The sequence below is a fragment of the Glaciecola sp. HA4-3 genome, assembly GCF_055693685.1.
This window is the reverse complement of record NZ_CM146340.1, coordinates 2557961-2583228: the sequence shown is the minus strand read 5'-3', so window position 1 is coordinate 2583228 and position 25268 is coordinate 2557961. Positions and strand designations below refer to the sequence as shown.

Sequence of the window (25268 nt, the reverse complement as noted above, 5' to 3'; positions counted from 1 at the left end):
GATAAACAAAAATAATAAAAAAGGAGCATATTAAGTGCTCAATACAGTAAAAAAGCTAATTACAGTGCTCAATAACATCAATATGTTTAATGCACGTCTAGGGAGCTATGCTGCCGGAACACTTTTAGCGGCAATGGTCTGCATGATTGTTGCACAAGTAGCTTTTAGGTATTTATTGAACGACTCACTTACATGGACCGAAGAGTTGTCTAAATTTGCGATGGTGTGGATTGCGTGTCTGGTTGCACCATGGGCTTATTTGAAACATCTTAATGTGTCTATTGATATGTTTCACGATGCTTTGCCTTTGCGTTTAAAGCAAGTAGCACAAATTACGATAACGCTTTTGGTCTTATTGATAAGTACTCAGTTTTTCGTCTACAGCTTAGGCTTTTTGCAAAATGGTCGCTCAATTAGTGCGGCTTCTGTTCCCCTGTCTTTGTTTTATATTTACTTGTGTATGCCCTATTTATTCGCCTCGTTGTTTCTGGTAGGCGTTCAGCGCTTACTAGAACAAGTATTTTTTCATGATGAACGTAATATGGGCACAGAAAATCAAGAAGAATCAAACCTTAATGAAAAGGAAAGTATCTGATGTCATTAAGTTATATTTGGATTTTTATTCTTCTGCTAACAGCAGGTACGCCGGTTGTTTTTGCTTTATTAGTTGGCCCGGGCGTCAGCTTGATGATAGATGGAAAGGAAGTCTATTTGTCCGCCTTAGTTAATCGTTTATTCTCTGGTATGAACTCTTTCCCTTTGATGGCAGTGCCGTTCTTTATTTTGGCCGGCGAAATCATGAACCAAGGCGGAATAACCCAATCCATTGTGCGATTTAGTAAAACACTAATAGGCCATTATCGCGGTGGACTTGCTCAGGTTAATATTTTATCGTCGGTCTTGTTTGCTGGCTTATCAGGCTCCGCAGTGGCTGATACTTCTGCACTTGGCAAAATGTTGATACCCGCGATGCAAGAAAATGGATATAGTCGGCGATTTGCCGCCGCAGTAACTGCAGCCTCGTCTGTCATAGGGCCAATCATACCTCCCTCTGGTATCATGATCCTTTATGCATTCATCATGAATGTATCGGTCGCGGGTATGTTTTTAGCAGGTATAGTACCTGGACTGATGATATGTGCAGGACTGATGCTAGTGACTAATCGTATCGCCAAAAAGCGCAATTACCCAATGGCCAACGAAAAAGCGTCGTGGCCTCAACGAGGCAGAGCTTTCAAGCAGTCTTTTTTGCCCCTGATGACCCCTGTAATTTTGCTGGGCGGTATTTTAGCGGGTGTGTTCACGCCAACCGAGGCGGCTGCGGTAGCGGTTGCTTATGCTTTAATTGTGACTTTGTTTATCACTCATACCCTAAAGCCTAATCATTTACCAAGGGTCTTAGTAAATGCTGCCGTACAATCTGGAACAATATTATTATTAGTAGGTTCTGCCGTGACATTTGCATGGATCATTACAGTGTCAGGGATGGCTGATACGTTAGCAACTGAGATCGCGCAAATTACCTCTAATGTGCTTCTCCTGTTATTAATTATTAATATCTTTTTGTTTGGGATTGGCATGTTTTTGGATGCTGGCCCCGCTATTCTAATTCTTGGCCCTGTCTTAGCGCCTATTTTTATCTCCTTGGGCATTGACCCTTTGCATTTTGCGGTCATTATGTGTGTGAATTTAACCGTAGGCTTAGCAACGCCTCCAATGGGATTAGTGCTGTTTGTATCAGCATCGGTATCTGGTGAGAAAACCGAAAATATAGCGATGGAGATGTTGCCATTTTTAGCGGTAGAGGCGGCGGTTATTTTTATTATCACATATTTTCCTGCGGTTACTATGACCTTGCCGCGTTTGTTCGGCTTTGCGTAAAGGAGCAAAATAATGTCAACAAAAAGAAAGTCTTTGCTCACTATATATGCCTTGGTCGTTATCATAAGTGCAATAGGTTTATGGCGCTCTAGCAGTTCACAAGCTCAATTCACTATCAAAGCTGCAATACAAGCATCGACGCAAGACGAAGATTATGTTGGTCTGATGGCATTTAAAGAATATGTCGAGTTTCATAGTGAAGGTAGAGTCGAAGTTGTTATTTATCCGTCAGGGCAATTTTGCGCCAGTGTGCCTGAGTGTATTAGCAATTTGCAACAAGGCGTTTTAGAAATGTTTCCTAGCACCGCTGGGGGAACAGGCAACTTTTTTGGTGAAGCCCAAGTGTTGGATTTGCCCTATTTATTTACGTCAGATGAACAAGCTGTATGTGTGCTTAATGGGCCTATTTTAGATAAAATGCGCACTACCGTTTTAAACAAAGACCTCAACCTTCGGTTGATAGGTGTTAGTAACACTGGCGGGTGGCGAAATTTTGCGACAACGAACAAAGCGATTCGTAAGCCAGAAGATCTTATCGGGCAAAAAATAAGAACAACACCTGCTGAAATCCAGCAAGAATTAGTCAAAGCGTTGGGCGCTAATCCTACTCCTATTTCTTGGAGTGAACTTTATACTGCTTTAGCTACCGGTGTTGTTGAAGGAAGCAAAAACGGTATTCAAGATATCATTGGCGCTAAGTTACAAGAACATCTTAAATATATTGTATTAGATGGGCATTCATATATGGCTACTATGTGGTGGTTTTCTGAGCCTGTTTGGCAAGATCTACCCATCGACATTCAAGAGATTATTAAGCAAGGTTTTATTAAGCAACAAGCGGCGGCAAATAATCTAGTTGCCACTCAAGAGGCGAGGTCATATCAAATTTTTGAAGAAGCCGGTGGAGAAATATATAGACCTTCTGTTTCTGAGAAACAAGCATTTAAAGATGCATCGGTTAACATAAGGCAGTGGTTTATTGATAAATTTGGTGATGAATGGCTATTATTACTAGAAGATTCCGCACGGCATTGTGATGGCCAAATAGAGGCAACAAAATGATAATCATTGGCCAAGATACCTGTTTATTTACCGAAAATGCTTTTTTTAGTGTGAATTTTAATCACAATTTAATTGCAAAATTTTAACAAATCAGATAAGTTTTTAATATTCTTCTGTCTTATATAAGAGTGTGTATGACGGAAAAATAGCAAAGCAGAGCCTTCGATCATTATTATTCGATAATTTTCCGGCTAAAACAAAACACTCACGCTATTATTAAACACGCTATACAAATATACATCATATGGAAAGGGATGAGCAGCAGATAAGTAGGCAAGTAAAATGATGTTGCATTGCTCGAGTATTGAGCGACGTTGTTTAGCAAGCCTCACATAATTTGATGTTCCTAAACATACAAAGAGTATGAGATAAAATAATAACACTTGGAGAACAACATGAAATTCAAACCAAGCAAACTACAAACATGCCTAGCTCGTGCACTCGCGTTAAGCACTTGTTTGAGTGTCGGTATGGTTGCCAATGCGCAAGAACAAGCAACAGAAGCAGAAAATAGTGGCTTAGAAGTTATTACCGTTACTTCGCAAAAGCGTGTCGAGAACTTAAATGAAGTACCAGTAGCCGTATCGGTACTGAGAGAAGATCAGATAAATTCAGCATTTTCCGCAAACATTGAAGGTTTACAGGCCTTAGTGCCTTCGGTTAGCTTCAGAAAAGGTAACACGACACGAAACTCAGCGTTAACTATTCGCGGAATCGGAACGATTTCCTTTAGTGTCGCAGCAGAGCCAAGCGTTTCGACGGTTGTGGATGGCGTAGTATTAGGTCGCTCTGGTCAAGCATTTGTTGATTTATATGATCTTGAACGTATCGAAGTGCTAAGAGGCCCACAAGGCACATTGTTTGGTAAGAACGCCTCAGCGGGTGTAGTAAATATGGTATCAAAACGTCCTAGTGATGAGTTTGAAGGCATGTTTGAAGCAACGGTAATGCAAGATGCTGAATATCGTTTGCGTGGTCGCGTTTCAGGTGCGCTTAATGATAATTTAAACGGAAGCTTAACCGTTCTTAAGAGCCAGTTTGATGGATACATTACTAATGTATTTACCAATGAACAAACAAATGGCTACGACAAAGAAGGTGTCCGTGCAATGCTAGATTATAGCGCCGCGGATGATACTGATATTCTATTTATTTTTGAAAGTATTACTTCTAATGATAATTGTTGTGCCGATTTAGAATTAGCGCCCAGCGGTCGTCACCAATCAGAAGCTTCTCCAAACAGCTCTGGAGCTGGGGACTTAGACTTAAATCAACGCCAAGTTGACCATGATTTTGAGACCCGTACGCTTGATGAGCATACTGCATTTTCTGTTCAAGTTGACAAAGACATAGGTGAGCATACGCTTACTTCTATCAGTGCTTACAGAAGCTGGAGTAATACTGAATTCCGTGAGGGAGATTTCACATCAACGGCGGGTGATGCACCATTCCCTGTGTTTGGTGTACCTTTCCAATTGCACGATATTGGCCCGCAAGAGTGGGATCAACTATCACAAGAAATTCGTATTGCATCTCCAGTTGGTGGCGCATTTGACTATCAAGCAGGTTTTTTCTGGTGGAATCAAACGTCAAATCGTAACTTTACGCGTGAAGCATCATGTCAAAATAACAATGGTCAGTTTCCAGCCGCTATTAGTGCTTATTTGCAAAATGTATTAGGTCAAGCTAATCCAACTGAACAAGCGGTAAATGATTTTATTGCCAGTGAAGGACTTAGTTGTAATGCGAATGATATTGTAAGCGCTACTGCATTTATGGAAACAGAATTTCAAAATATGGCGTTGTTTGCTGATGCGAAATATCACATCAGTGACGATTTACGTTTATTGTTTGGTACTCGTTATACTAAAGATGAAGTGAGCTATTCACATAATCGAAGAAGTAATGATGAATTTAGTCGAACAGGTGTGGGTGTTAGGAGCTTTGAGACTGATTTTGATGGTAAAACAGATGAAACTGATTTGTCTTTTAAATTAGGCGGCCAATACGACATCAATGATGACAGTATGGTCTATGCGACTTATTCGCAAGGTTATAAAGGCCCTGCATTTAACGTATTTTATAACATGTCTCAAAATGACACTTTGCCGATTGGTCCTGAAGAGTCTGATGCTTATGAGATTGGCTATAAGTACGCAACAAACGATTTAATTTTGAATGTAGCAGCATTTCGAACCGATATAGATGGCTTTCAAGCCAATAACCCTGAATTACTTGATGGCGTATTCATTACCCGTTTAACCAATGCAGGCTCGGTTACGACCGAAGGTGTCGAAGTTGACTTCATGTGGCAAGCAACAGATAACTTCGTCTTAAGCGGCGGTTTAGCATCAGTTGATGCTGTAGTCGATGAATTCCGTTGTCCAGTGGGTCTGACTACGTGTGATGGCAATTCAGGTGCAGATTTACCATTTTCGCCTGATTTGAAATATTCACTAATGGGTGAATATATCTATGAAACAGACGATATGGATGTATTCTTTAATGCCTCTTATGTATATACGGACGATATTAACGCAGGTGGTCCTGGTACGTCTGCACAACCTTGTGATGTGACATTTTTACCGGATTATGCCTTACTAAATGCTAGTGTTGCGTTTTCGTTTGATGATGATGCTTATCGTATCTCGTTGATTGCGAAAAACCTAACGGATGAAAAGTTTGTGACTACCTATAGTGGTGATAACTTCCGTTATCAAATACCAAGAGACGCTGACCGTCACTTCGGTATTCAATTAAGAGTTAACTTCTAAGTTAATCTCTAGACAACGAAAAGGCGCGTAAGCGCCTTTTTTATTGACTTAATTTCTCATTAACTAGCTAATAGCTTTCGTTGCTAATGCTTGTAGCACAAGGCTAATTTTATCAAATACTGCATCACAGCCTTCAACCTTATGCCTTGTCTTTAGGTAGTCAGGTGCGTTATATGCTAACCATGTTTGTTGGTGTTCATCTTGCCAAATTAATACTTTTTGCGGTAAATCTAAGGCGATACTTTGCTGGCACTTCATTAATGGCGTTCCAACTTGCGGATTGCCAAAGATAAAGGTGTAGGTCGGGCGCAAAGACATATCGATGCCATCAGCATTTTGAGCATGATCGATCAGGGCAAATTGGCGAAGACCTTTATCTTGCAAAATGGTCGCAAAGCGGCTTGCAGTTTCTTGGGTGCTAAATTCGCTTTTCAAAACAACAAGGCCATTAATATCTTCGTCTGCGTTAATTAAGTGAACTGATAGTAAAAACAGGAATGCAAAAGAGCTAAAAAAAATAAGCGTTTTCATAGGTTTGCCTTTGTGGTTAGTTTATATGAAATAGAGCGCAACTAAGACTAACAATGCTATCCATAGTGTTTCTGCAACAAGTATTACGACAGGCTTAATTCCAACTTCCGTGACTTGTGCAAGATTCGACTTCATACCTATCGCTGCAATTGCGATTACAAGCGCAAATCGCGATATATCGGTTGAAATTGCGGTTAGTGCTGCGGGTATATCAATAACACTGTTAAGCGTCATTAAACAAACAAACGCTATTAAAAAACCGGGAATACCGGGTGGTTTAGCATTTTGCGTTTTACTCTGTTTAGACAAGTTCAATTTTAGGACGAGTAAAATACATACTGCAACGGGCATCAAAAATGCAACACGAACAAGTTTTGTTAGCGTAGCTAAGTCTCCCGTTTGCTCTGATACCGAGTAGCCAGCGCCTACTACTTGGGCTACATCATGAATGGTGGCGCCTAAAAACAAACTGGTTTGTGTTTCGGTGAGGTCAAGGTAACTTGCGATTATTGGGTAAAGCACCATCGCAACAGTAGACAACGTTGTGACTCCAATGATAGTGAGCAAGGTATCTCGATCTTTATCCTTACTGTCGGGGAGTACCGCTGAAATAGCCATAGCTGCTGATGCGCCGCAGATCCCTACTGAACCGCCAGTTAATACGCCAAATCGCTTCTTAAATCCCATTGCTTTTGCAAGTACAATTCCTAACAAAATAGTGGAACCAATCGCTAGCACTAATAATATGGCAACCTTCCATCCCATAGTAGCCAAATCATTAAAGGCAATACGCAAACCCAATAATGCTACGCCGATTCTAAGGATATGACATGCGGTGAAGTCGATGCCTGCCTTGCATTTTGTATCTTGATATATAAACGACATGGCGATGCCCAAAAGCAAGGCAAACAACATTGCTGGCGCGCCATAGTGTTCGCTTAAGAACAGTGCTGCTAGACCAACAACAACAGACACTGCAATACCCGGAAGAATATCCAAGATATCTTTGTATACTGCGGACTGCTTTAAGGCACTCAAAGCCTTAATCCATCGCCAACGCGACTAATACCTGACGCTTGCGCTCTCCAGAAAAGGGTTTACGACCATGCATTGCCATATAATTGTCAACCAATGCAACGTCACCATCTTGCCAAGGTAAATCAAAAGTATATTGTGCGGCTAGCGATGCCACCAATTCTAGCGATTGTGCACTTATGTGTGAGCCATCACCAAACGTAATTGCACTGGCTGGGTTTTCTTTAACACCTTTCCAGCCCATATATGCCGCAATCAATTGATTATAAAATACTTTTTTTCCATTCTTAAGTCTTACAACCGCAGGTAAAACGGGGGTCGTTGCCCTTAGGTCTTGTCCATTTACCCATTCCCATGCATAGCCAAGCTCACGAAGTTTGTCTTCTGCTTCTTGCTGACTGTTAACGCTCAAAGTACTTTTCCAGCTTCTTCCTTGACCACTTTGATGGTCATCTTCTGCTGGCATTTGAGTTGTGTATTTAAGACCTTTTTGTTCAAACTGTTGTGCCAGTTCTGGTGCTTTTTCTTGTAAAGATTTAAATAGCATATCTGAGCGACATATTGGCGTTGCGCCGCCTGTTTCAGCAGCGCTTTTACAAAAGAAAAAGAGCTTGCTGGGTGATATAGGGGTTTGGGCCATTTCGTGATGTAGATATATCTCAACATCCTTAGGGGCTTCGTTGGCTGTAAACACGCGTTCGGTAAAGTTGATCCTAACAGCGTTTGACAAAGATTCCTTGTAGGTAAAATTAGGATAATTAAAAGCCGCTGAAAACTGGTCGAATGTTTCGGCGGAATCTAAAGGAAACCCTCTAAATAATATTGCCCCAGATTCCCTTAGTCGTTCTTCTAAGACGTCTTGATGAGTCTGAATCCAATTTTCACACTCTTGCGCATTTTTTAAGCCTTCGCTATTGAGTACTACACTTGGAAATACAGAATCATCGCATGTTAATTGCATGGGAACGTCGACAAATTCTAAAGCAGTTTGGCTCATAATATACTCCTAATCATAAATTGGGTTGAAGGTATTAAATGCAGCTTCACAAAATTCGCCAGTGTCATTAAATCTGCGGTTGCTATTTAACGCATTTATTTGCTCCATCTCTTCTTCGCTAAGTTCAAAATCAAATAAACTGATATTTTCAACTAAACGTTCAGGGCGTGTTGTTTTAGGAATAATGGCATTGCCTCGTTGCACTCCCCAACGCAAAACCACTTGGGCAGGGCTTTTACCAAGTCGCTGTGCAGCGCGTTTAACCACGGCTTGTTCCAATACAGATTCTGATGCGCCTGCCATATCTAGTTCAAGATAAGATAAAGCGCCCAAAGGAGAAAAGGCAGTAACTTGTAATCCATAATCTTTCGCAAGTCTAATTAGCTTTTCTTGGCAAAGATACGGGTGACTCTCAATTTGGAGCATACTGGGTTTGATAGTTGCATATGACATTAAGTCATGAAGCAGCCCTGAGTTATAGTTACACACACCTATTTGTTTGCATAAGCCCTTTTCGTATAGCGCTTCCATAGCTTTCCATGTCTCGCTTAATGGCACTGGTGCACGCTCCATCTGTGGCGATTCACTCGTTGGATCAAAAATCCATTCAGGAGGATAACGGGTTTCAATAGGCACAAATTTTTGCGCAATAGGGAAATGAATCAAATACAAATCAAGATATTCAAGTTGTAAATCTGAGAGGGTTTTTTGCAAAGCAAGTTCAACATGCTCTTTTGCATGAAAAGTATTCCAAAGTTTTGAGGTGATCCATAAATCTTCTCGTGTGCACAAACCATCATCAATGGCCATTTTGATACCAGTGCCAACTTCAATTTCATTGCCGTAGTCGCACGCACTATCGAGGTGGCGATAACCTGCTTTTATTGCTTGGTAAACTGCTTGTGCACAATCTTCCTTAGCAATTTTCCACAAGCCAAAACCGACGCTTGGTATACTTTTCGTTTTTTCTGACATGACTACACTCACATTACTATTATTTATAAGTCTTATATAAGACATAAGTTAAGGTAAGTGATGATTTTTGTCAATGGAATCACGAAGACAAATAAGCGTATTATTAACTTCACTGTTTTTCGACAAGTAGTAGATTTAACTTTTAATGCTTTGTGAGAATCTACGGATACTTAGAAAATAAATGAGTGATATTTAGTGACAGTACTAGTTATTAATGCGCTATTAAACATTATTTTCACCGTAATGCTGTACTTTGCCCATTTCAATGAATATTGTATAAGACATAAAATACGAGGAAATAGCTATGTGTGAACTGTTAGGCATGAGTGCAAATGTGCCTACTGATATTTGTTTTAGTTTTAGCGGCTTAATGGAGCGTGGAGGAAGAACTGGACCACACAAAGATGGTTTTGGAATTACATTTTATGAAGGTAAAGGGTGTCGAAACTTTAAGGACGCGCATCCTAGCAGTAGCTCGGTAATTGCTAAACTCATTAAAGACTATCCTATAAAAAGTAAAACGGTCATTAGCCATATCAGACAAGCTAATAGAGGAGCGGTGTGTCTTGAAAACACACATCCTTTTACACGAGAGTTATGGGGAAAGAGCTGGACATTTGCGCATAATGGCCAGCTAAGCGGCTATACCAAGGCCTTGCCAATCAAATACCATATTCCCATTGGAAACACTGATAGCGAGCGCGCTTTTTGTTGGATTTTAGATAGCATTTTTGAAAAGTTTGGAAAAGCTAAGCCAAATAATATGAAGCCTGTGTTTTCATACATCGCGACCCTATGTGACACAATTCGTGAGCTTGGCGTATACAATATGATGTTAACAGATGGCGTCTATTTACAGGCATATTGCACTAATAATTTACATTGGATTACACGAAGAGCGCCTTTTGGAAAAGCAAGTTTGATAGATGCTGAAATGACGGTAGATTTCCAAAAAGAAACGACGCCAAACGATATTGTGACGGTGATTAGTACTCAACCACTAACCACTAATGAGCAATGGCACAAAATGCAAAAGGGTGAACACTGCTTGTTTAAGTTTGGTGTATTAGTGTGATGTTGGCAATGCACTATCATTAACATAAGTATCAATAAATAAACTCACAAGGTAAAAAATCAATATGCAAAATACGCAGAAAAAATTCGGTCTAGGCGCGAATACGGGTATTGGTTTATTATTACTTATAGCCTCTGCTAACGTGGCAAGCGTCGCTAACGTGCATCTGCAAAGTACTCAGATAAGCAATAGTAAAATACATAATGATATTTCATTTCAACGACCCGATGCTCCCTTGCTAGCGGCATATGGAAAGTATTCAGTGGGTGTACAAACACTTGATTTTGTCAATAAAGGCCAAGTAGATGTACTTAGCATTAACGAGACGACGCAAGCTGAATCGCTGCCAATATACGACAGGCCTTTGACACTAGAGATATGGTATCCAGCCAGAGAAGACTCAGTCGGTTCGCAAACTTATTCTGCTTATATGCGAGATGCTAAACAAGTCATATCACTTCATGGAAAAGCGATAAGAGACGCTGAGCCACTTAAAGCGGTAGGCACTGCTTCTTTTCCTTTTGTCATTATATCCCATGGCTACCCTAGTAATCGCTTTTTAATGGCGCATTTAGCGGAAAATATTGCGTCAAAAGGATATGTAGTCGCGTCTATCGACCATACTGACTCAACCTATCGCACATTAGCAAGTTTCACTTCAACCTTGTTAAATCGTACTCTTGATCAAGAGGCTACTCTTGACATTATTGCTAAGCGAAGTAATGACCCAGAATCATTCTTATTTAACCTAGTGGATACCGAAAACACCGCAATTATTGGGTATTCAATGGGTGGATATGGTGCATTAATTACCGCAGGAGCATATCTTAACGAAGATTTGATTGACGCGCCGTTTGCTCCGCCGTTTTCATTACTATCTCAATATACTCAAAAGCACCTTCAAACGAAAAGGCCAGATGATAGAATTAAAACGGTAATAGCCTTTGCACCTTGGGGAAAGAATAATCAACTATGGACAAAAAAAGGCTTATCTAATCTAACTTTACCGACGCTGCTTGTTAGTGGAACTAAAGATGACGTTTCAGGCTATGAAAATGGCGTGAAAGCTATATTTGAGCAATTGACTAACAGTAAGCGAGCCTTGTTGAGTTTTGAAAATGCAATGCATAGTGCTGGCGCTCCGATGCCTGCACCTGTCGAATCTTTCGTATTTGATCCTGAAATTGGTATTCACGTCAGTGATCATTATACCGACCCTGTTTGGGACAGTGTCAGGATGAATAATATATCTCAACACTTTGTGACAGCTTGGTTATCACAGCATCTAAAGGGCGGTAAATTAGCGTTCACAGACAGCGTAATAAGCGCTGATAGAGCAATAGACTATTTAACGCTAATTCCTATTGCTAACAAAGGAATTTGGTCGGTAGATGAAAATGGCAAACTTCGTCCCGAACATACATATTGGAAAGGCTTTAAAAATAGAACTGCGATTGGCTTACGGTTTGAGCGAGCCTCTCCCTAGACATTGCATAATCCATTGCTTCAGTTGGGGTTCTCGCAAGGCGCCGGATACTCTGTCAAGCTCTTCCCCTTGATGAAAAAATATCAAGGTAGGAATTGAACGAATGTTAGCTTCTGCTGAAACTTGCTGCGCATCTTGTGTATCAACCTTGGCAAATAAAAGGCCGTCAGATTGTTTTGAAACCAGTTCAAAGACAGGCGCCATTGCCTTACATGGACCACACCAGTCAGCCCAGAAGTCGACGATAATCGGAAGGTCATTTTTCTCTATGTATCTAAAGAAGTTTTTATCGTCTAAGTTGACGGGCGCACCACAATAGACACTTTGAGCACACTTACCGCATTTTGCATCAAGATGGTTTTTACTTTTAGGGATACGATTAATCGCACCACAATGCGCACATACTATATGCATACAATTACCGTTTTTATTTTTAGCTGAAGAATTACCAAGTCACTATTCACTGTTTTCAATAAATTTTAAAATGCTACCAAAAGCTCGCGCACCATGTTTTTGAATTTGTTTATCATAAAACCATTTACCTAAAATGGGAGTGGTAATTCGACCTTTTGATTCCCAAGTTACATGAGTTTTTCCGCCATCCTCAACCAACCTTACTTCACCACGTTGATCTGCATAAGGAAGCGGGCTTGAAAAGGTAATAGAGTACGCGAACATATTTGGGGGGTCATATGCGACAATTTCCTCATGCAATACAGAGTTTGAAGCTTTTATTTCTCTGATTGCACCTAAGCCATTTTTATCTTCATGGCCATGGGTAAGAAGGCGAGATTGGTCCACCCCCTTAAATTGCTCATAATTTTCATGATCAGTAAGCGCCTCAAACACCGCCTCGATTGGCTTATTAATGGTGCGCTCTACTTTTATTGAAAACATTTTACTTCCTTTATTTTATTATCGTAACTCACGACGCAGAATTTTGCCTACGGTGGACTTTGGTAGTTCATCGATGGTATTAAATTCTTTTGGTATTTTATAGCCGGTGAGTGTTTGTGAACAGTGCTTTTGTAGTTCTTCATCGCTAACAGGCTCGCTCACTGTGATAAATGCACAAACTCGTTCTTGGGTCTTATCGTCGGGCTTACCAATTACTGCCGCTTCTAAGACTTTTGGATGCTTGCAAAGTGCTTCTTCAATTTCATTTGGATAAACGTTAAAGCCCGAAACAATGATCATATCTTTTAATCGGTCAACAATTTTTACCGCGCCCTCAGGGGTAATTAGACCTATGTCACCAGTTTTAAAATAACCATCGTCAGTCATGACCTTTGCCGTTTCGTCCGGCCTTTGCCAATATCCTTTCATTACTTGGGGGCCTTTGGCAGCAATTTGGCCTTCTTCACCTTGTGGCAAGGCTTGGTCATTGGCATCTAGAATTTTAATATCAGTGTGCGATAACGCAGGGCCGACAGTACCTAATTGTTCTTCACTAAGGTAAGTTAAATGCTAACACAGGCGCCGTTTCAGAAAGGCCGTATCCTTCGGTAACACTGCATTTAGTTGTCGCTTCCCAAAGTTGTGCTGCTCCTGATGTAAGCGCGGTTCCACCACTCATTGTTAAATCAAGGCGAGAAAAATCTAATTGTTTAAATTCTGGGTGTTGGCAAAGGCCCATGAACAAAGTATTGATGCCAGCAAAAGCAGTAAATTTATGTGGCTTAATGGTTTGCACAAAACTATCAATATCACGCGGGTTTGGAATCAACAGTACCATGCCACCTTTTGCGAAAAAGGTAATCATGCATACTGAAAACGCATAAATATGGTAAAGGGGAAGAGGACATACAACCAACTCGTCACCTTCTTTAAAAGCTTTTCCAAGTCTATTGAGCGTTTGGATACTATTAACAAAGACATTTTGATGGCTCAGTTCAGCACCTTTTGACACACCAGTTGTACCGCCGGTATATTGCAATACACAAGGGTCATCCCACTTTGTCTCAGGACGCTTTGGAATATCACTACTTTGCATTATAGCGAATATTTTAGCAAAACAAGGATAGTCACCCTCTACTTCTTTGTTATCTAACAATTGCGTAGCGCTGGTTACGATAACATCTTCAAGTTTAATATCGTCTTTAATCGCGTCAAGTTTGGGTAAGAAGTCCGCTAAAATAACCAAGGCCTTGGCACCCGAATCATTAAATTGATGCTTCATCTCGCTTGGGGTATACAGTGGGTTTGTGTTGACCACAACCATTCCGGCTCTAAGTGCTCCATAAGCAGCTATTGGAAACTGAATAAGATTAGGCAATTGGATAGCGATTCTATCGCCTGTAGTTGCAAGTTAGTATGATGAAGCAAATAGTTGGCGAACTTACCCGATAAGGCTTCCATTTCGCTAAACGTTTTGGTCTGCCCAATTGCATTGTATGCGGGTAAGTCAGTATATTTTTTGAATATATCTTCTATATAATCAGCAAGACTATGAATATGCGAAGGGATAAGCTCGTGAGCCTGAGACATATAATGCTCCATCAAAAAGTAAAAGGTATTTAGTACTACTATTTAACACCATATTTACAAATTGGGATCATCATATTTTATGTAGTTCGACCATCAACACCGCTAATACTTCTTTTGGTTTTGCCATGGAGCCTAGATCGCTACAGATTAACTTTTTGATAATTTGCTCTACGAAGGTGCGCAAAACAAAATCCACCTATTGCGCCTGCTAACACTTGCAAAGCAAATCCAGTCGTTGAGCGAGCGCCTGCAAGGAGTTCAACACCTAAGATAGGTTGCATCGCAATTAAAATAACCAATATTGCTATGCCACCAGCAAGGGTATACAAATGAAAAGACTTAGCAGGTGTAAATTTTTTTAAGCAAAAAGTGATGCTAAAAGCAATCAAAAAGCCGATTGCAATAATGGCGCCATAGGTTGGCAATAAACCAACAATATCGGCGAAGGTCATAGACACTCTATCAGATAATCCAACTGTAATATCGATTGCGGTCAGTGCAGCAATCACTTGCTGCGAATGGAACATACTAGCCGCTAAAAAGGCAATAGCACTTGCGCAAATAAAGTGGATAAGCAATTGGACTTTTGAAAAGTGTTGGCCTGAATTGTGCTGTTCATTATGTGGCATATGTCACTACTATATTGTTAGTTTTGCTATGTGGTATATATACGATAAGTGTATCAATTAAGCTTAATAATTACTCGTAGTACATTACAATAGCAAACTTAATTGTGCCAATTTATGTATCATATAGTGATGTATATTTATCCAAAATTCATTTAAGGACTTTGATGTGAATAGGGCTGTATTAATTTTATGCTTTTTGACTCTTTTGTTAGTCTTTCCCTTAAGCCAAGCACAAAGCGTCGAAGATAAGGGCGTTTTAACTAACAATTCAAATAATAGCATGTCACTAGAGGCCTTTATTGATGATATGCCAGCAAGCTGGGCAATTGAAGTATCGCCATTACAAGAAATCTTTATCACTCACCGCGACGGCAAATTAAGTCGTTATAGCCTTGATGGTGAGCTTGTTGCGCTATACGAATTAGAATTAAGCGACTTGTATTATAAAGGGCAGGGTGGGCTTGCTGATATCGCTTTTCATCCTAATTATCATAATAATGGGTGGATATATTTAAGTTATTCGTTTGGCACAGATGAGCAAAATGGATTAAAAATTATCCGTATTTTATTAGATGATTCTACTGTAAAAACGAAAGAAGTTGTTTTTGAACAAAAAGCAAAACGCTCAACGCCGGTACATTATGGCGCACGTATGGTGTTTGACGCTGAAGATACTCTTTTTGTGACGACCGGTGATGGCTTTGATTATCGAGAAAAAGCCCAACTATTAACAAATGACATGGGCAAGATATTACGTATGACTGATACTGGTCAAGCATATCCGGATAATCCGTTCACCACAAAAGCAGGCGCAGAGCTTATCTACAGTATTGGTCACCGCAACCCCCAAGGATTAATAATATTACCCGACGGTAGTTTGTGGTCAAATGAGCATGGCCCTGATGGTGGCGATGAAATAAATCAAATATATGCCGGGCAAAATTATGGCTGGCCTGTAATTACTTTGGGTAAAGATTATATAGGCAGTCAAATTACGCCATTTACTCAGTATGATGGAATGCTCCAACCCTTATATAATTGGACACCCTCAATTGCACCTTCTTCCATGTTGTATTACGCATCTGAGGCCTTGCCAGAGTTTACAAATAGGCTACTGCTGCCATCTTTAAAATACCAACAGCTTTATAGCCTTAGCATATCTACAAGCAATAAGGGCATAGATAATAGTCGTATGCTACAGAATGAAACTATACATTTTCCTAGCAGTGGTTATAGAATGCGAGACATAAACCAATCTAATGATGGTAGGTTATTTATTTTGACCGATGGTATGCCCGGCAAGGTTTTAGAGGTTTTAAACTCAACTGGTTACAAGTCATAATATATCGACCTTGCTAATTATATAGGTACAAAAAATAGACAAATTGATTTTAATTTAGGTGGTGAATACTGGTTATAGCCCAGATTTTTCTACTTTGCGTTCAATTTCGGTGCACAAATGTTATACTTTGTGCCCTAAATTTCTCAATCCTTGTGAGCTCACGGTAATAAGCACTGTGATTCAATGCTCTCAAGCACACATAAGAGGACCAATAAGGTGTTAGAAGATTATCGTAAGCATGTAGAAGAGCGCGCTGCGCAAAGCATTCCACCAAAACCGCTTAATCCAGAACAAGTCGCAGGACTGATTGAGCTCTTGAAGAATCCACCAGCGGGTGAAGAAGAATTTCTAGTTGAACTATTGGCCGAAAGAGTTCCGCCAGGCGTCGATGAAGCGGCGTATGTAAAAGCGGGCTTTTTGAGTGCAATTGCAAAAGGCGAAGAAACTTGTTCTTTGATAAGTGCTGAAGCAGCAGTGCAGTTGTTAGGAAACATGCATGGCGGTTATAACATCACTACCTTGGTCGAATTACTTGATAATGATGATTTGGCCGAACTTGCTGCCGAAGAACTCAAGCATACTTTATTGATGTTTGATGCATTTCATGATGTTGAAGAAAAGCACAAGGCGGGCAATAAGTTTGCGACTGAAATTATGCATTCTTGGGCGGACGCTGAATGGTTTACATCGCGCGATGATTTACCAAGTAAAATTACCGCATCAGTTTTTAAAGTGACTGGCGAAACTAACACTGATGATTTATCACCAGCGCCCGATGCATGGTCACGTCCAGATATTCCGCTGCATGCGCGCGCAATGTACAAAATGACGCGCGATGGTCTTGAGCCTGAAAAACATGGTGAGACAGGCCCATTGGCAAAAGTTGATGAAATAAAAGCGCAAGGTCACCCTGTTGCATTTGTGGGTGATGTTGTGGGGACCGGGTCCTCACGTAAATCAGCAACCAACTCTGTTTTATGGTTCTTTGGTGAAGATTTACCAGAGGCGTACCAAATAAAAAAGGCGGTGGTATTTGTATTGGTTCCAAAGTTGCCCCTATTTTCTTTAATACAATGGAAGATGCCGGCGCGCTAGTATTTGAAGCTGACGTAGAGAAAATGAACATGGGTGATGTGATAGACATCTATCCATTAGATGGCGTTATTAAAAATGCAGACACTGGCGAAGAACTAGCAACATACAGCTATAAATCTAAAGTATTGCTAGATGAAGTAAGAGCGGGTGGACGCATCAATTTAATTATTGGCCGCGGATTAACGCAAAAAGCACGCGAATCGTTAGGTCTTGGTACTAGCGATGTATTTAGAGTTCCAGAAGTGCCTGCTTCAACAGATGCAGGCTTCACACTTGCACAAAAAATGGTGGGTAAAGCGTGTGGTGTAGATGGCATTCGCCCTGGTACCTATTGTGAGCCAAAAATGACAACAGTGGGTTCACAAGATACAACCGGACCAATGACACGAGATGAACTCAAAGATCTAGCATGTTTAGGTTTTTCTGCAGATTTAACAATGCAGTCTTTTTGTCACACTGCGGCTTATCCTAAGCCAGTCGATATTGATACGCAGCACACCTTACCTGATTTCATTATGAACCGTGGTGGCGTTTCATTGCGCCCAGGTGATGGCATTATCCACTCTTGGCTAAACCGCATGTTATTGCCTGATACTGTTGGTACTGGTGGTGATTCACATACTCGATTCCCTATGGGTATTTCATTCCCCGCAGGCTCAGGTCTAGTTGCTTTTGCAGCTGCTACTGGTGTAATGCCACTTGATATGCCTGAGTCAGTGTTGGTTCGTTTCAAAGGAAAGATGAAGTCTGGTATCACACTTCGTGACCTTGTTCATGCAATTCCTTTGTACGGCATTAAAGAAGGCTTATTAACAGTTGCTAAAAAAGGCAAGATTAATGCATTTTCTGGTCGGATTTTAGAAATTGAAGGATTGGAAGATTTAACAGTTGAGCAAGCATTTGAATTGTCAGATGCTTCTGCAGAACGTTCAGCTGCTGGCTGTACCATTAAATTGTCTGAGGACTCGATTGCTGAATATCTTCGTTCTAACATTACGATGCTGCGTTGGATGATCAACGAAGGTTACGGTGACCCGCGCACACTAGAGCGCAGGGCTATAAAGATGCAAGAATGGTTAGACAACCCGACATTAATGGAAGCGGACAAAGATGCAGAATATGCTGAAGTCATTGAAATCGATTTAGACGATATTGATGAGCCTATTTTATGCTGTCCAAATGACCCAGACGATGCAAAGACACTATCTGACGTAGCAGGTGATAAGATAGATGAAGTCTTTATTGGTTCATGTATGACCAATATTGGCCACTTTAGAGCTGCCGGTAAACTGTTAGAGCAATACGGCGGAACATTACCAACACGTTTATGGGTATCTCCTCCTACTAAGATGGACAAAGCTCAATTAATGGAAGAAGGGTATTACAATATCTACGGTAGAGCAGGTGTTCGCACTGAAATGCCAGGTTGCTCTTTGTGCATGGGGAACCAAGCGAGAGTATTAGCTGCTTCCACGGTATTGTCTACCTCTACTCGTAACTTCCCTAACCGTTTAGGTGATGGAGCTGATGTGTACTTGTGTTCTGCTGAAATCGCGGCTGTTGGTGCTATTTTAGGTAAAATTCCAAACAAAGAAGAGTACATGGAATATGCAGACAAGATTGATTCTATGCGCGATGAAGTCTTCCGTTACCTTAACTTTGACCGAATGGACGAGTTTAAGAAAGCTGAGGAAGAAGCTAAAGCGAAGATCATTCCAACACTGAATGTTGCCTAATATTCACTGATACCAAAAGCCGGGCAACTTAATCGTTTCCCGGCTTTTTTATTTATAACGCTATTTAAAGTAAGATACTGCTAATTTACCCTCACAAAGGAAAAGTATTATGAGTCCAACAAAAGCATATAAGCGCGTTGTCAAAGGGGGGACCTTAGTCCTTGCATTGCTATGTTCGATTTCATTTGTGTTAGCACAAGAAGAGGCTGTTGATAACGCCCAAAGCGAATTTACACAAAGTGAATCTGCTATTGTTTCTGACGATGGTAAAATTACCATTGAGCTAAACGGAAAAACCCTTCGTGTTGCATATGCAGATACGCCTGCTAAAAGACAATTAGGGCTTATGTACCGACGCCAAATGTGTGATGACTGCGGCATGCTTTTTCGCTTTGATTCAGTAAAAGTGGCAAGTATTTGGATGAAAAATACCTATATCCCCCTTGATTTAGCATATATTAAAGACGATGGAGAAATAGTGGATATTCAGGCGCTTACACCTCATGATTTAACATCTGTATATTCGCCAGAGCCCATCTTATTTGCACTAGAAATGAATCAGGGTTGGTTTGCAACTAATAATGTAAAAATCGGCGATACGCTTAAGGTTCATAGCAATTAACACTGGATATTACTTTTATCATTTAAAGGAAACACTATGCACGTCTCACTAAACGTTGCCAAATTTGGCGGCACTAGTGTGGCCAATTATGAAACCATTAATAATTGCGCCCAAATTGTAGTTAACAACCCAAGTACAAAGGTTGTCGTGGTAAGCGCAGCCGCGGGTGTTACAAATAATCTTGTTTTGCTTGCTAACACTGCGCTAACCAGTGAGCAAATTAGCGATGTTATTGAGAATATTCGTAAAACTGAATTTGCGATACTTAATCAATTAAAAAAACCAAGTGAAGTAGAAGACAAACTATTTACACTATTAGAGGAACTTGAGGCCTACGCTATAGGCACGAAGAGATTAATTACTCTGATGATATCAAAGATGCGTTACTGTCAATGGGTGAACGCATGTCATCTTTATTATGTGCCGCAATTTTACGTGAAAATGGCCTAAGAGCGATTAATTTCGATGCCCGCAAAGTCTTAAGAACCGATGATAAATTTACACATGCTTCTCCTGATTTAAACGCTATCAAATCCCTTTGCGCACAATTGCTAATCCCAGAAATTAAGGAACATGTAGTGGTTACACAGGGATTTGTGGGAGCAGATGAGCAAGGCAGAACAACCACACTGGGTCGAGGTGGGTCGGACTTTACTGCTGCCCTTTTAGCTGAGGCTATTGAAGCGCAAACATGTGAAATTTGGACCGATGTAATTGGCGTATACACAACAGATCCTAGAATTACTGATAAGGCGCGTCCTCTGCCAGAGCTTAGTTTCGAAGAAGCTGCTGAAATGGCAACTTTCGGCGCTAAGGTATTACATCCAGCGACAATGGAGCCTGCGCTTCGACAAAATATTCAAGTCTTTGTTGGCTCAAGTAAAGAAGCCGACAAAGGGGGGACATGGATTCGAAGAGACTGTGAGCACGAGCCAGCATTTAGAGCAGTTACTAGAAGGCGAGAGCAAGTTTTAGTGACGGTAAAAACGCCTAAAATGATGTATGCACAAGGCTTCCTTGAGAGAGTATTTCACATTATTGCAAAGCACGAGTTGAGTGTTGATTTGATCACTACGTCAGAAATTGCGGTTTCATTTACGCTGGATAATCCACCAAACTCAATATCTGAGAAAATGAATAACGAAACTTTTGTAGAGTTAAGTAATATATGTGAAGTGAGTGTTGAGCGCGATCTTGATGTGGTGACCGTAGTAGGAAACAACATGCACAGTGAGGCTGGTGTCTCGTCTAAGATATTCTCTGCTATCAGTGATCTCAATCTACGAATGATATGTTTCGGCGCAAACGTACATAACTTATCTGTGGTGATTAGCAAACAAGATAGTGACGAAGCGGTAATGTCATTACACGCCGCTCTTTTTGAGTAAGCACACGCGATTTAATTAAAAAAGGGCGCTTTGAAAGCGCCCTTTTTTTAGATTATCATGCTTAGACTTTAAATCGCCCAATTGATTCTTGTAGCTCTTCGGCCAGTTTAGCGACCTCAGCACTTGAGTCAGATGTTTGTTTGGCCCCAACAGATGTTTGTTCGGCAATCCCAACAATACTTTCAAGACGTTCACTTATTTCAGAAGAAACCGCATTTTGCTCTCTGGCAGCATGTTCAATGCGAGTACTTACTTCGTGTGCTTTATGCACCGCATCAGTGATGAGTTCAAGAGCTTCACCGGCTTTTTCTGTTTCTTCAACGCATGCTACCGTTTGCTCTTTACCTTGATTCATGACCGATACTGCTTTTTCAGCACCAGCTTGTAGCACTTCAATCATGGAGTTAATTTCAGATGTAGATTTTTGAGTTCGGCTTGCTAAGGTTCTAACTTCGTCAGCAACAACAGCAAATCCGCGACCTTGCTCACCTGCTCTTGCAGCTTCAATAGCTGCATTAAGCGCTAGTAGATTCGTCTGGTCAGCGACACCACGAATAACATCTAATATCCCACCAATACTTGCGCTGTCTTGATGTAATTTATTAATAACTTCTGCTGCTTGTTCAACGTCATTAGCAAGTACTTGTATTGTTGATTTGTTGCGGGCAGATATTGCTTTTACTTTTTCCGCTTCAACATCAGCATGCTTAATTTGCTTTAAGGTATCATCAGCATTAGTTGTGACTAGTTCCGAGGTAGTATGCATCTCGGTAGTAGCTGCTGCCACTTGCGAGATTTGAGATTTTTGATCTTCAATTGACGCCGTTGTTTGCAAGGTAACAGCTGATGTTTCACCACTTGCTGCCGCCAGTTGATCAGCGCGCTGATTAATGACATAGATAAGCTCTTTGAGGTTATCAATCAAACCGTTACAATTTCGTGCTAACTCACCAAATTCGTCCTGTGATGAATCGTCCATGCGGTGTGTTAAGTCACCAGATGAGGCTATTTGTAATAATTGATTAACTTTAGCTAGTGGTTTTTGCATTGCATTTACGCTGATATAAGCTACGCCAACACTCACCACCACCGATAATATAATGAGTGAGATTACAATAACGGTACTTGACGTTATTTGACCGTCAACACTTTCTTTTACACTAAGGGCCGATGTATCAGCCATATCATTTAGCTCATTAAGTTGAGCAATTGCGTCAGTAATTTTTTGGTCAGACGATAACAGCAATTCTGCTGCCATCTCGACTGATTTTAGCTGATCGATTTTAGTGGCCAATAAACCTTGCGGGTTAATGATCATTCGTTCGACTTGTGTTACTAAATCAGCCACTTCATCGAGAGTGCCGGAAGAATCCTCACCATTTGCTGCATTCATCACATTGGCAAGACGCTCTTTAGATTGTTGTAAAATTACATTCACTTCTTTGCTGCGCAGATCTGCCCGTTGCATAGTTTCTGTTGCGGTATATTCTGTAGTAGTACTTAGCAACTGCAACAAGCCAGACTCTAGGGATTCTGCTAAGTCTGCAGCATCTTGTAAGGCATCAGACTCCGAAATTTCATCTAGGTCGGTAAAGTCGAGTAATAGCGATGACGCATCGTCAATATTCTCTTCTAGATCGCTCACCATGTCTGAATAGCTGCTGTATAATTCAATTGCACGTATGTGTGATTCAAACATACCCTGCGCACTAAGGTTGTATTCATCATAGGAAAGCTTAATTGAATCAACCGAACTCTTTAGCATGGGATCGGCTTGCGTGACCGTTTGTAGTTCGTTTAGCGTCACGTCAAATAAAGCTTTTGCATCGGCATAAGCTTCCTGTTTAGCAACAACTTCGGATTCATTTTGTGAAATAAAACCTTCGAAAGTAAGACGACCCATGTTAATAAAAGATGCTTTTAGGTCTGAGCTGCCAGCAACAGTTGGCAATGCTATGGTACTTAATTGTTCTGATTTACTACCAATCTTATTTAAACTAACAAGCGATGACACGCCTATTACGAACAGTAAAACTGTGACGGCTAAGAATCCGCCATAGACACGTTTTGCCACTGTTAATTTCATGATGACTCCAAAGTTAAAGCAATTGTATAAGATTTCTAACTTAGGTTATCGTCATGCAAGAGCAGAACTTTATTACGGATATTGGATTATTTTGTTGGTCTCTAGATTTAACAAGCTCATGGTATTACCCCATACAAACCCCGTGTCCAAAGGGAATATTTGTGCTCCGCAATGATTAAGGCTTGTATCTCCTAACAGGGATGCCCAATGCCCAAACACAATTCGATGGCTCGACTTGAGTTTTGGATTTGTGTAGGCAAACCAAGGTAAGACAGAACCACAAGCATTTTTAGGATGAGATTTACCTGTAAAATCTAAGGCATACTGTTGATTAATAAACCGCATACGCGTAAACGTATTAATGATAAAGCGCAGTCGTTGGGTTTCATCAAGTGCTTTGTCCCAAACATTGGGCTGATTTCCATACATGTTTTTTAAGAAGGTCTCAGCTGATTTGCTTTGTAATTTATCTTGTACCTCTTTTGACAACTTAAGCGCTTTTTTTATTGACCATTTCGGATATAACCCTGCGTGAGAAAGTAAGGTGTCTTTAGCAGGCGATAAAGCCAATGGCTTTGTCATTAGAAACTCAATATAACGGTCTATATGTTTGTGTTTTAACAAGGCTTCTAGTTTATCTTGTGCTTTAGGTTTTACTACCTTGTGTGCAATCGCAATTAAATGCAGATCATGATTGCCTAAGACAGTGTCAAAGCTATCGCCAAGTTCATACAAAAATGCCATTGTTTTTAGACTATCGGGGCCTCTTGCAACTAAATCGCCGACCGCCCATAATTTGTCTTTGTCAGGGTCAAAACTTGCTTTTTTCAGCAGCTTTTTCAAGCCTTGATAACAACCTTGAATATCCCCTACGACAAAATTACTCATGATTAGTGCAAGCTATTGGGCACAGATAGGTTAAAGACGGGTATATTTGCTTTAAATGTTGTGTCATTTTCAGCGCAATAAAACTCATAATAGCCTTGCATGGTCCCAACTTGTGTTTTAATCATTGAGGCACTTGTGTATTGATATGTTTTGTCATATCCGATGATAGGCTGCTCTCCAATCACGCCTTCCCCAGAAACCTCTACTTTCTCACCATTTCCATCGGTAATGAGCCAATAGCGGTTTAATAGCTTTATGCTTTCTGGATTATCATTGCGAATGTGGACAGTATAGCTAAATACGAACACATCGGTCTGATTGGGCTTATTTTGTTTACCTATATATGAAGAATCGACTTTAATCGTTACGTGTTGATGCATGTTGTGATAAATCAAATACTTTATTAGCAAGTCTTGCAAACTCATCTAAAGTGAGTTGCTCGGCTCTTATGTCTGGACGTATGTCTAATGTAATGATTTGTGATTCATCCAACAAGTTTTTTAAACTATTTCGGATGGTTTTTCTTCGTTGATTAAACGCTGCGGTGACAATAAGCTGCAAGCTGTCAATATTCTTAAGCGTTACCGGAGGATTTAGGTGAGGTACTAAACGAACCACTGCTGAGTCAACTTTAGGGGCTGGTTTAAACGATGATGGCGGCACCATGACAACCGGTATAGCGCTGCAGTAATACTGAGCCATTACCGATAGTCTGCCATACAGTTTATCGCCACTTTTTGCACATAAGCGTTTTACAACTTCATGTTGGAGCATAAAGTGCATGTCTTGAATCTCGTTACAATACTTAAACAAATGAAACATCAGTGGTGTTGAAATATTATAAGGAAGATTGCCAAATACACGAAGCTTGCCCCTATCAGCCAAGCTGGAAAAATCATATTTAAGCGCATCACTTTCGATCACATCAAGCTTATCTTGGATAAAAGGGTGAGAACGAAGCCTTTTTGCAAGATCTCTATCAAGTTCAACCACAGTTAGCTTTTCGACAAGCTCGGCGACTGGCTCTGTCAATGCCCCTAAACCTGGTCCAATTTCAATTAGATTTTGGCCTTTTAAGGGATTAATGGTACTGACAATTTTGTCAATGATGTAGTCGTCATGCAGGAAATTTTGCCCAAAGCGTTTTCTCGCCGTATGTCCTAGATGTTTATTTGTCAT

General features: G+C 40.6%; 19 protein-coding genes and 3 pseudogenes. 10 read left to right on the top strand and 12 right to left on the bottom strand.

Going from position 1 to position 25268, the window contains the following annotated elements:
• Nucleotides 1–34 precede the first annotated feature (34 nt).
• From ACZ1G6_RS12330 to ACZ1G6_RS12315, 4 genes are all read left to right on the top strand, one after another.
• Nucleotides 35–595, top strand: coding sequence for a TRAP transporter small permease (locus ACZ1G6_RS12330; RefSeq protein ID WP_472616562.1), 561 nt, complete (start codon nucleotides 35–37; stop codon nucleotides 593–595).
• The gene (locus tag ACZ1G6_RS12325) at nucleotides 595–1881 is read left to right on the top strand and encodes a TRAP transporter large permease (RefSeq protein ID WP_472616561.1); all 1287 of its coding nucleotides are present in this window, start codon (nucleotides 595–597) and stop codon (nucleotides 1879–1881) included. Before ACZ1G6_RS12330 ends, ACZ1G6_RS12325 begins: the two co-directional genes overlap by 1 nt.
• Before the next feature lie 12 nt (nucleotides 1882–1893).
• Nucleotides 1894–2943 carry a TRAP transporter substrate-binding protein gene (locus ACZ1G6_RS12320; RefSeq protein ID WP_472616560.1) on the top strand — a complete coding sequence of 350 codons (1050 nt, stop codon included), beginning with the start codon at nucleotides 1894–1896 and terminating at the stop codon, nucleotides 2941–2943.
• Between the two features lie 395 nt (nucleotides 2944–3338).
• Nucleotides 3339–5717: a TonB-dependent receptor gene (locus tag ACZ1G6_RS12315; protein ID WP_472616559.1), complete on the top strand. Its 2379-nt coding sequence runs from the start codon at nucleotides 3339–3341 to the stop codon at nucleotides 5715–5717.
• 63 nt (nucleotides 5718–5780) lie between these two features.
• On the opposite strand, the gene ACZ1G6_RS12310 is transcribed toward ACZ1G6_RS12315, so the two are convergent.
• From ACZ1G6_RS12310 to ACZ1G6_RS12295, 4 genes are read right to left on the bottom strand one after another with little or no spacing between them, the layout of a single operon-like run.
• Entirely contained in the window at nucleotides 5781–6248 is a 468-nt protein-coding gene (locus tag ACZ1G6_RS12310) for a DUF302 domain-containing protein (RefSeq protein ID WP_472616558.1), read from the bottom strand.
• A gap of 21 nt (nucleotides 6249–6269) precedes the next feature.
• A complete protein-coding gene (locus ACZ1G6_RS12305; RefSeq protein ID WP_472616557.1) occupies nucleotides 6270–7286 on the bottom strand; it encodes a YeiH family protein in 1017 nt (338 codons plus the stop codon).
• A 4-nt stretch (nucleotides 7287–7290) separates the two neighbouring features.
• Nucleotides 7291–8280, bottom strand: coding sequence for a TauD/TfdA family dioxygenase (locus tag ACZ1G6_RS12300; RefSeq protein ID WP_472616556.1), 990 nt, complete (start codon nucleotides 8278–8280; stop codon nucleotides 7291–7293).
• Nucleotides 8281–8289: 9 nt separating this feature from the next.
• Nucleotides 8290–9255: an aldo/keto reductase gene (locus ACZ1G6_RS12295; RefSeq protein ID WP_472616555.1), complete on the bottom strand. Its 966-nt coding sequence runs from the start codon at nucleotides 9253–9255 to the stop codon at nucleotides 8290–8292.
• 304 nt (nucleotides 9256–9559) lie between these two features.
• On the opposite strand from ACZ1G6_RS12295, the gene ACZ1G6_RS12290 reads away from it, so the two are divergent.
• Both ACZ1G6_RS12290 and ACZ1G6_RS12285 read left to right on the top strand, forming a co-directional pair.
• On the top strand, nucleotides 9560–10330 hold the full coding sequence (locus ACZ1G6_RS12290) for a class II glutamine amidotransferase (protein WP_472616554.1): 771 nt from the start codon (nucleotides 9560–9562) through the stop codon (nucleotides 10328–10330).
• A 64-nt stretch (nucleotides 10331–10394) separates the two neighbouring features.
• The gene (locus ACZ1G6_RS12285; RefSeq protein WP_472616553.1) at nucleotides 10395–11816 is read left to right on the top strand and encodes an alpha/beta hydrolase family protein; all 1422 of its coding nucleotides are present in this window, start codon (nucleotides 10395–10397) and stop codon (nucleotides 11814–11816) included.
• On the opposite strand, the gene trxC is transcribed toward ACZ1G6_RS12285, so the two are convergent.
• The 4 genes and pseudogenes from trxC to ACZ1G6_RS12265 all read right to left on the bottom strand — a co-directional run bounded on the left by trxC (nucleotide 11790) and on the right by ACZ1G6_RS12265 (nucleotide 14932).
• Nucleotides 11790–12230, bottom strand: coding sequence for a thioredoxin TrxC (gene trxC, locus ACZ1G6_RS12280; RefSeq protein WP_472616552.1), 441 nt, complete (start codon nucleotides 12228–12230; stop codon nucleotides 11790–11792). The two genes, ACZ1G6_RS12285 and trxC, sit on opposite strands and share 27 nt — an antisense overlap.
• Nucleotides 12231–12272: 42 nt before the next feature.
• Nucleotides 12273–12713: an SRPBCC family protein gene (locus tag ACZ1G6_RS12275; protein WP_472616551.1), complete on the bottom strand. Its 441-nt coding sequence runs from the start codon at nucleotides 12711–12713 to the stop codon at nucleotides 12273–12275.
• 18 nt (nucleotides 12714–12731) lie between these two features.
• Nucleotides 12732–14303: pseudogene (locus ACZ1G6_RS12270) on the bottom strand (AMP-binding protein).
• A gap of 140 nt (nucleotides 14304–14443) precedes the next feature.
• Nucleotides 14444–14932 carry a hypothetical protein gene (locus tag ACZ1G6_RS12265; RefSeq protein ID WP_472616550.1) on the bottom strand — a complete coding sequence of 163 codons (489 nt, stop codon included), beginning with the start codon at nucleotides 14930–14932 and terminating at the stop codon, nucleotides 14444–14446.
• Nucleotides 14933–15098: 166 nt separating this feature from the next.
• On the opposite strand from ACZ1G6_RS12265, the gene ACZ1G6_RS12260 reads away from it, so the two are divergent.
• The 4 genes and pseudogenes from ACZ1G6_RS12260 (at nucleotide 15099) to lysC (ending at nucleotide 21115) form a co-directional block, all read left to right on the top strand.
• A complete protein-coding gene (locus tag ACZ1G6_RS12260) occupies nucleotides 15099–16274 on the top strand; it encodes a PQQ-dependent sugar dehydrogenase (RefSeq protein WP_472616549.1) in 1176 nt (391 codons plus the stop codon).
• Nucleotides 16275–16490: 216 nt separating this feature from the next.
• Nucleotides 16491–19105, top strand: a pseudogene (acnB, locus tag ACZ1G6_RS12255) (bifunctional aconitate hydratase 2/2-methylisocitrate dehydratase).
• 109 nt (nucleotides 19106–19214) lie between these two features.
• On the top strand, nucleotides 19215–19727 hold the full coding sequence (locus tag ACZ1G6_RS12250) for a DUF192 domain-containing protein (RefSeq protein WP_472616548.1): 513 nt from the start codon (nucleotides 19215–19217) through the stop codon (nucleotides 19725–19727).
• Between the two features lie 36 nt (nucleotides 19728–19763).
• Nucleotides 19764–21115: pseudogene (gene lysC, locus ACZ1G6_RS12245) on the top strand (lysine-sensitive aspartokinase 3).
• Nucleotides 21116–21176: 61 nt separating this feature from the next.
• On the opposite strand, the gene ACZ1G6_RS12240 reads toward lysC, so the two are convergent.
• The 4 genes from ACZ1G6_RS12240 to rsmA all read right to left on the bottom strand — a co-directional run bounded on the left by ACZ1G6_RS12240 (nucleotide 21177) and on the right by rsmA (nucleotide 25268).
• Entirely contained in the window at nucleotides 21177–23201 is a 2025-nt protein-coding gene (locus ACZ1G6_RS12240) for a methyl-accepting chemotaxis protein (RefSeq protein ID WP_472616547.1), read from the bottom strand.
• A gap of 72 nt (nucleotides 23202–23273) precedes the next feature.
• Entirely contained in the window at nucleotides 23274–24089 is an 816-nt protein-coding gene (locus ACZ1G6_RS12235) for a symmetrical bis(5'-nucleosyl)-tetraphosphatase (protein WP_472616546.1), read from the bottom strand.
• A 2-nt stretch (nucleotides 24090–24091) separates the two neighbouring features.
• Nucleotides 24092–24469, bottom strand: coding sequence for a Co2+/Mg2+ efflux protein ApaG (apaG, locus tag ACZ1G6_RS12230; RefSeq protein WP_472616545.1), 378 nt, complete (start codon nucleotides 24467–24469; stop codon nucleotides 24092–24094).
• Entirely contained in the window at nucleotides 24447–25268 is an 822-nt protein-coding gene (gene rsmA, locus ACZ1G6_RS12225; RefSeq protein ID WP_472616544.1) for a 16S rRNA (adenine(1518)-N(6)/adenine(1519)-N(6))-dimethyltransferase RsmA, read from the bottom strand. Before rsmA ends, apaG begins: the two co-directional genes overlap by 23 nt.

Bases quoted from the DNA above. Each gene is read 5' to 3' on its own strand.
- ACZ1G6_RS12315 (WP_472616559.1), top strand. From the start codon at position 3,339: ATGAAATTCAAACCAAGCAAACTACAAACATGCCTAGCTCGTGCACTC.
- ACZ1G6_RS12250 (WP_472616548.1), top strand. From the start codon at position 19,215: ATGAGTCCAACAAAAGCATATAAGCGCGTTGTCAAAGGGGGGACCTTA.
- ACZ1G6_RS12240 (WP_472616547.1), bottom strand. From the start codon at position 23,201: ATGAAATTAACAGTGGCAAAACGTGTCTATGGCGGATTCTTAGCCGTC.
- ACZ1G6_RS12310 (WP_472616558.1), bottom strand. From the start codon at position 6,248: ATGAAAACGCTTATTTTTTTTAGCTCTTTTGCATTCCTGTTTTTACTA.
- ACZ1G6_RS12275 (WP_472616551.1), bottom strand. From the start codon at position 12,713: ATGTTTTCAATAAAAGTAGAGCGCACCATTAATAAGCCAATCGAGGCG.
- ACZ1G6_RS12325 (WP_472616561.1), top strand. From the start codon at position 595: ATGTCATTAAGTTATATTTGGATTTTTATTCTTCTGCTAACAGCAGGT.
- ACZ1G6_RS12265 (WP_472616550.1), bottom strand. From the start codon at position 14,932: ATGCCACATAATGAACAGCACAATTCAGGCCAACACTTTTCAAAAGTC.
- ACZ1G6_RS12235 (WP_472616546.1), bottom strand. From the start codon at position 24,089: ATGAGTAATTTTGTCGTAGGGGATATTCAAGGTTGTTATCAAGGCTTG.
- apaG (WP_472616545.1), bottom strand. From the start codon at position 24,469: ATGCATCAACACGTAACGATTAAAGTCGATTCTTCATATATAGGTAAA.
- ACZ1G6_RS12295 (WP_472616555.1), bottom strand. From the start codon at position 9,255: ATGTCAGAAAAAACGAAAAGTATACCAAGCGTCGGTTTTGGCTTGTGG.
- ACZ1G6_RS12320 (WP_472616560.1), top strand. From the start codon at position 1,894: ATGTCAACAAAAAGAAAGTCTTTGCTCACTATATATGCCTTGGTCGTT.
- ACZ1G6_RS12290 (WP_472616554.1), top strand. From the start codon at position 9,560: ATGTGTGAACTGTTAGGCATGAGTGCAAATGTGCCTACTGATATTTGT.
- trxC (WP_472616552.1), bottom strand. From the start codon at position 12,230: ATGCATATAGTATGTGCGCATTGTGGTGCGATTAATCGTATCCCTAAA.
- ACZ1G6_RS12285 (WP_472616553.1), top strand. From the start codon at position 10,395: ATGCAAAATACGCAGAAAAAATTCGGTCTAGGCGCGAATACGGGTATT.
- ACZ1G6_RS12300 (WP_472616556.1), bottom strand. From the start codon at position 8,280: ATGAGCCAAACTGCTTTAGAATTTGTCGACGTTCCCATGCAATTAACA.
- rsmA (WP_472616544.1), bottom strand. From the start codon at position 25,268: ATGACAAATAAACATCTAGGACATACGGCGAGAAAACGCTTTGGGCAA.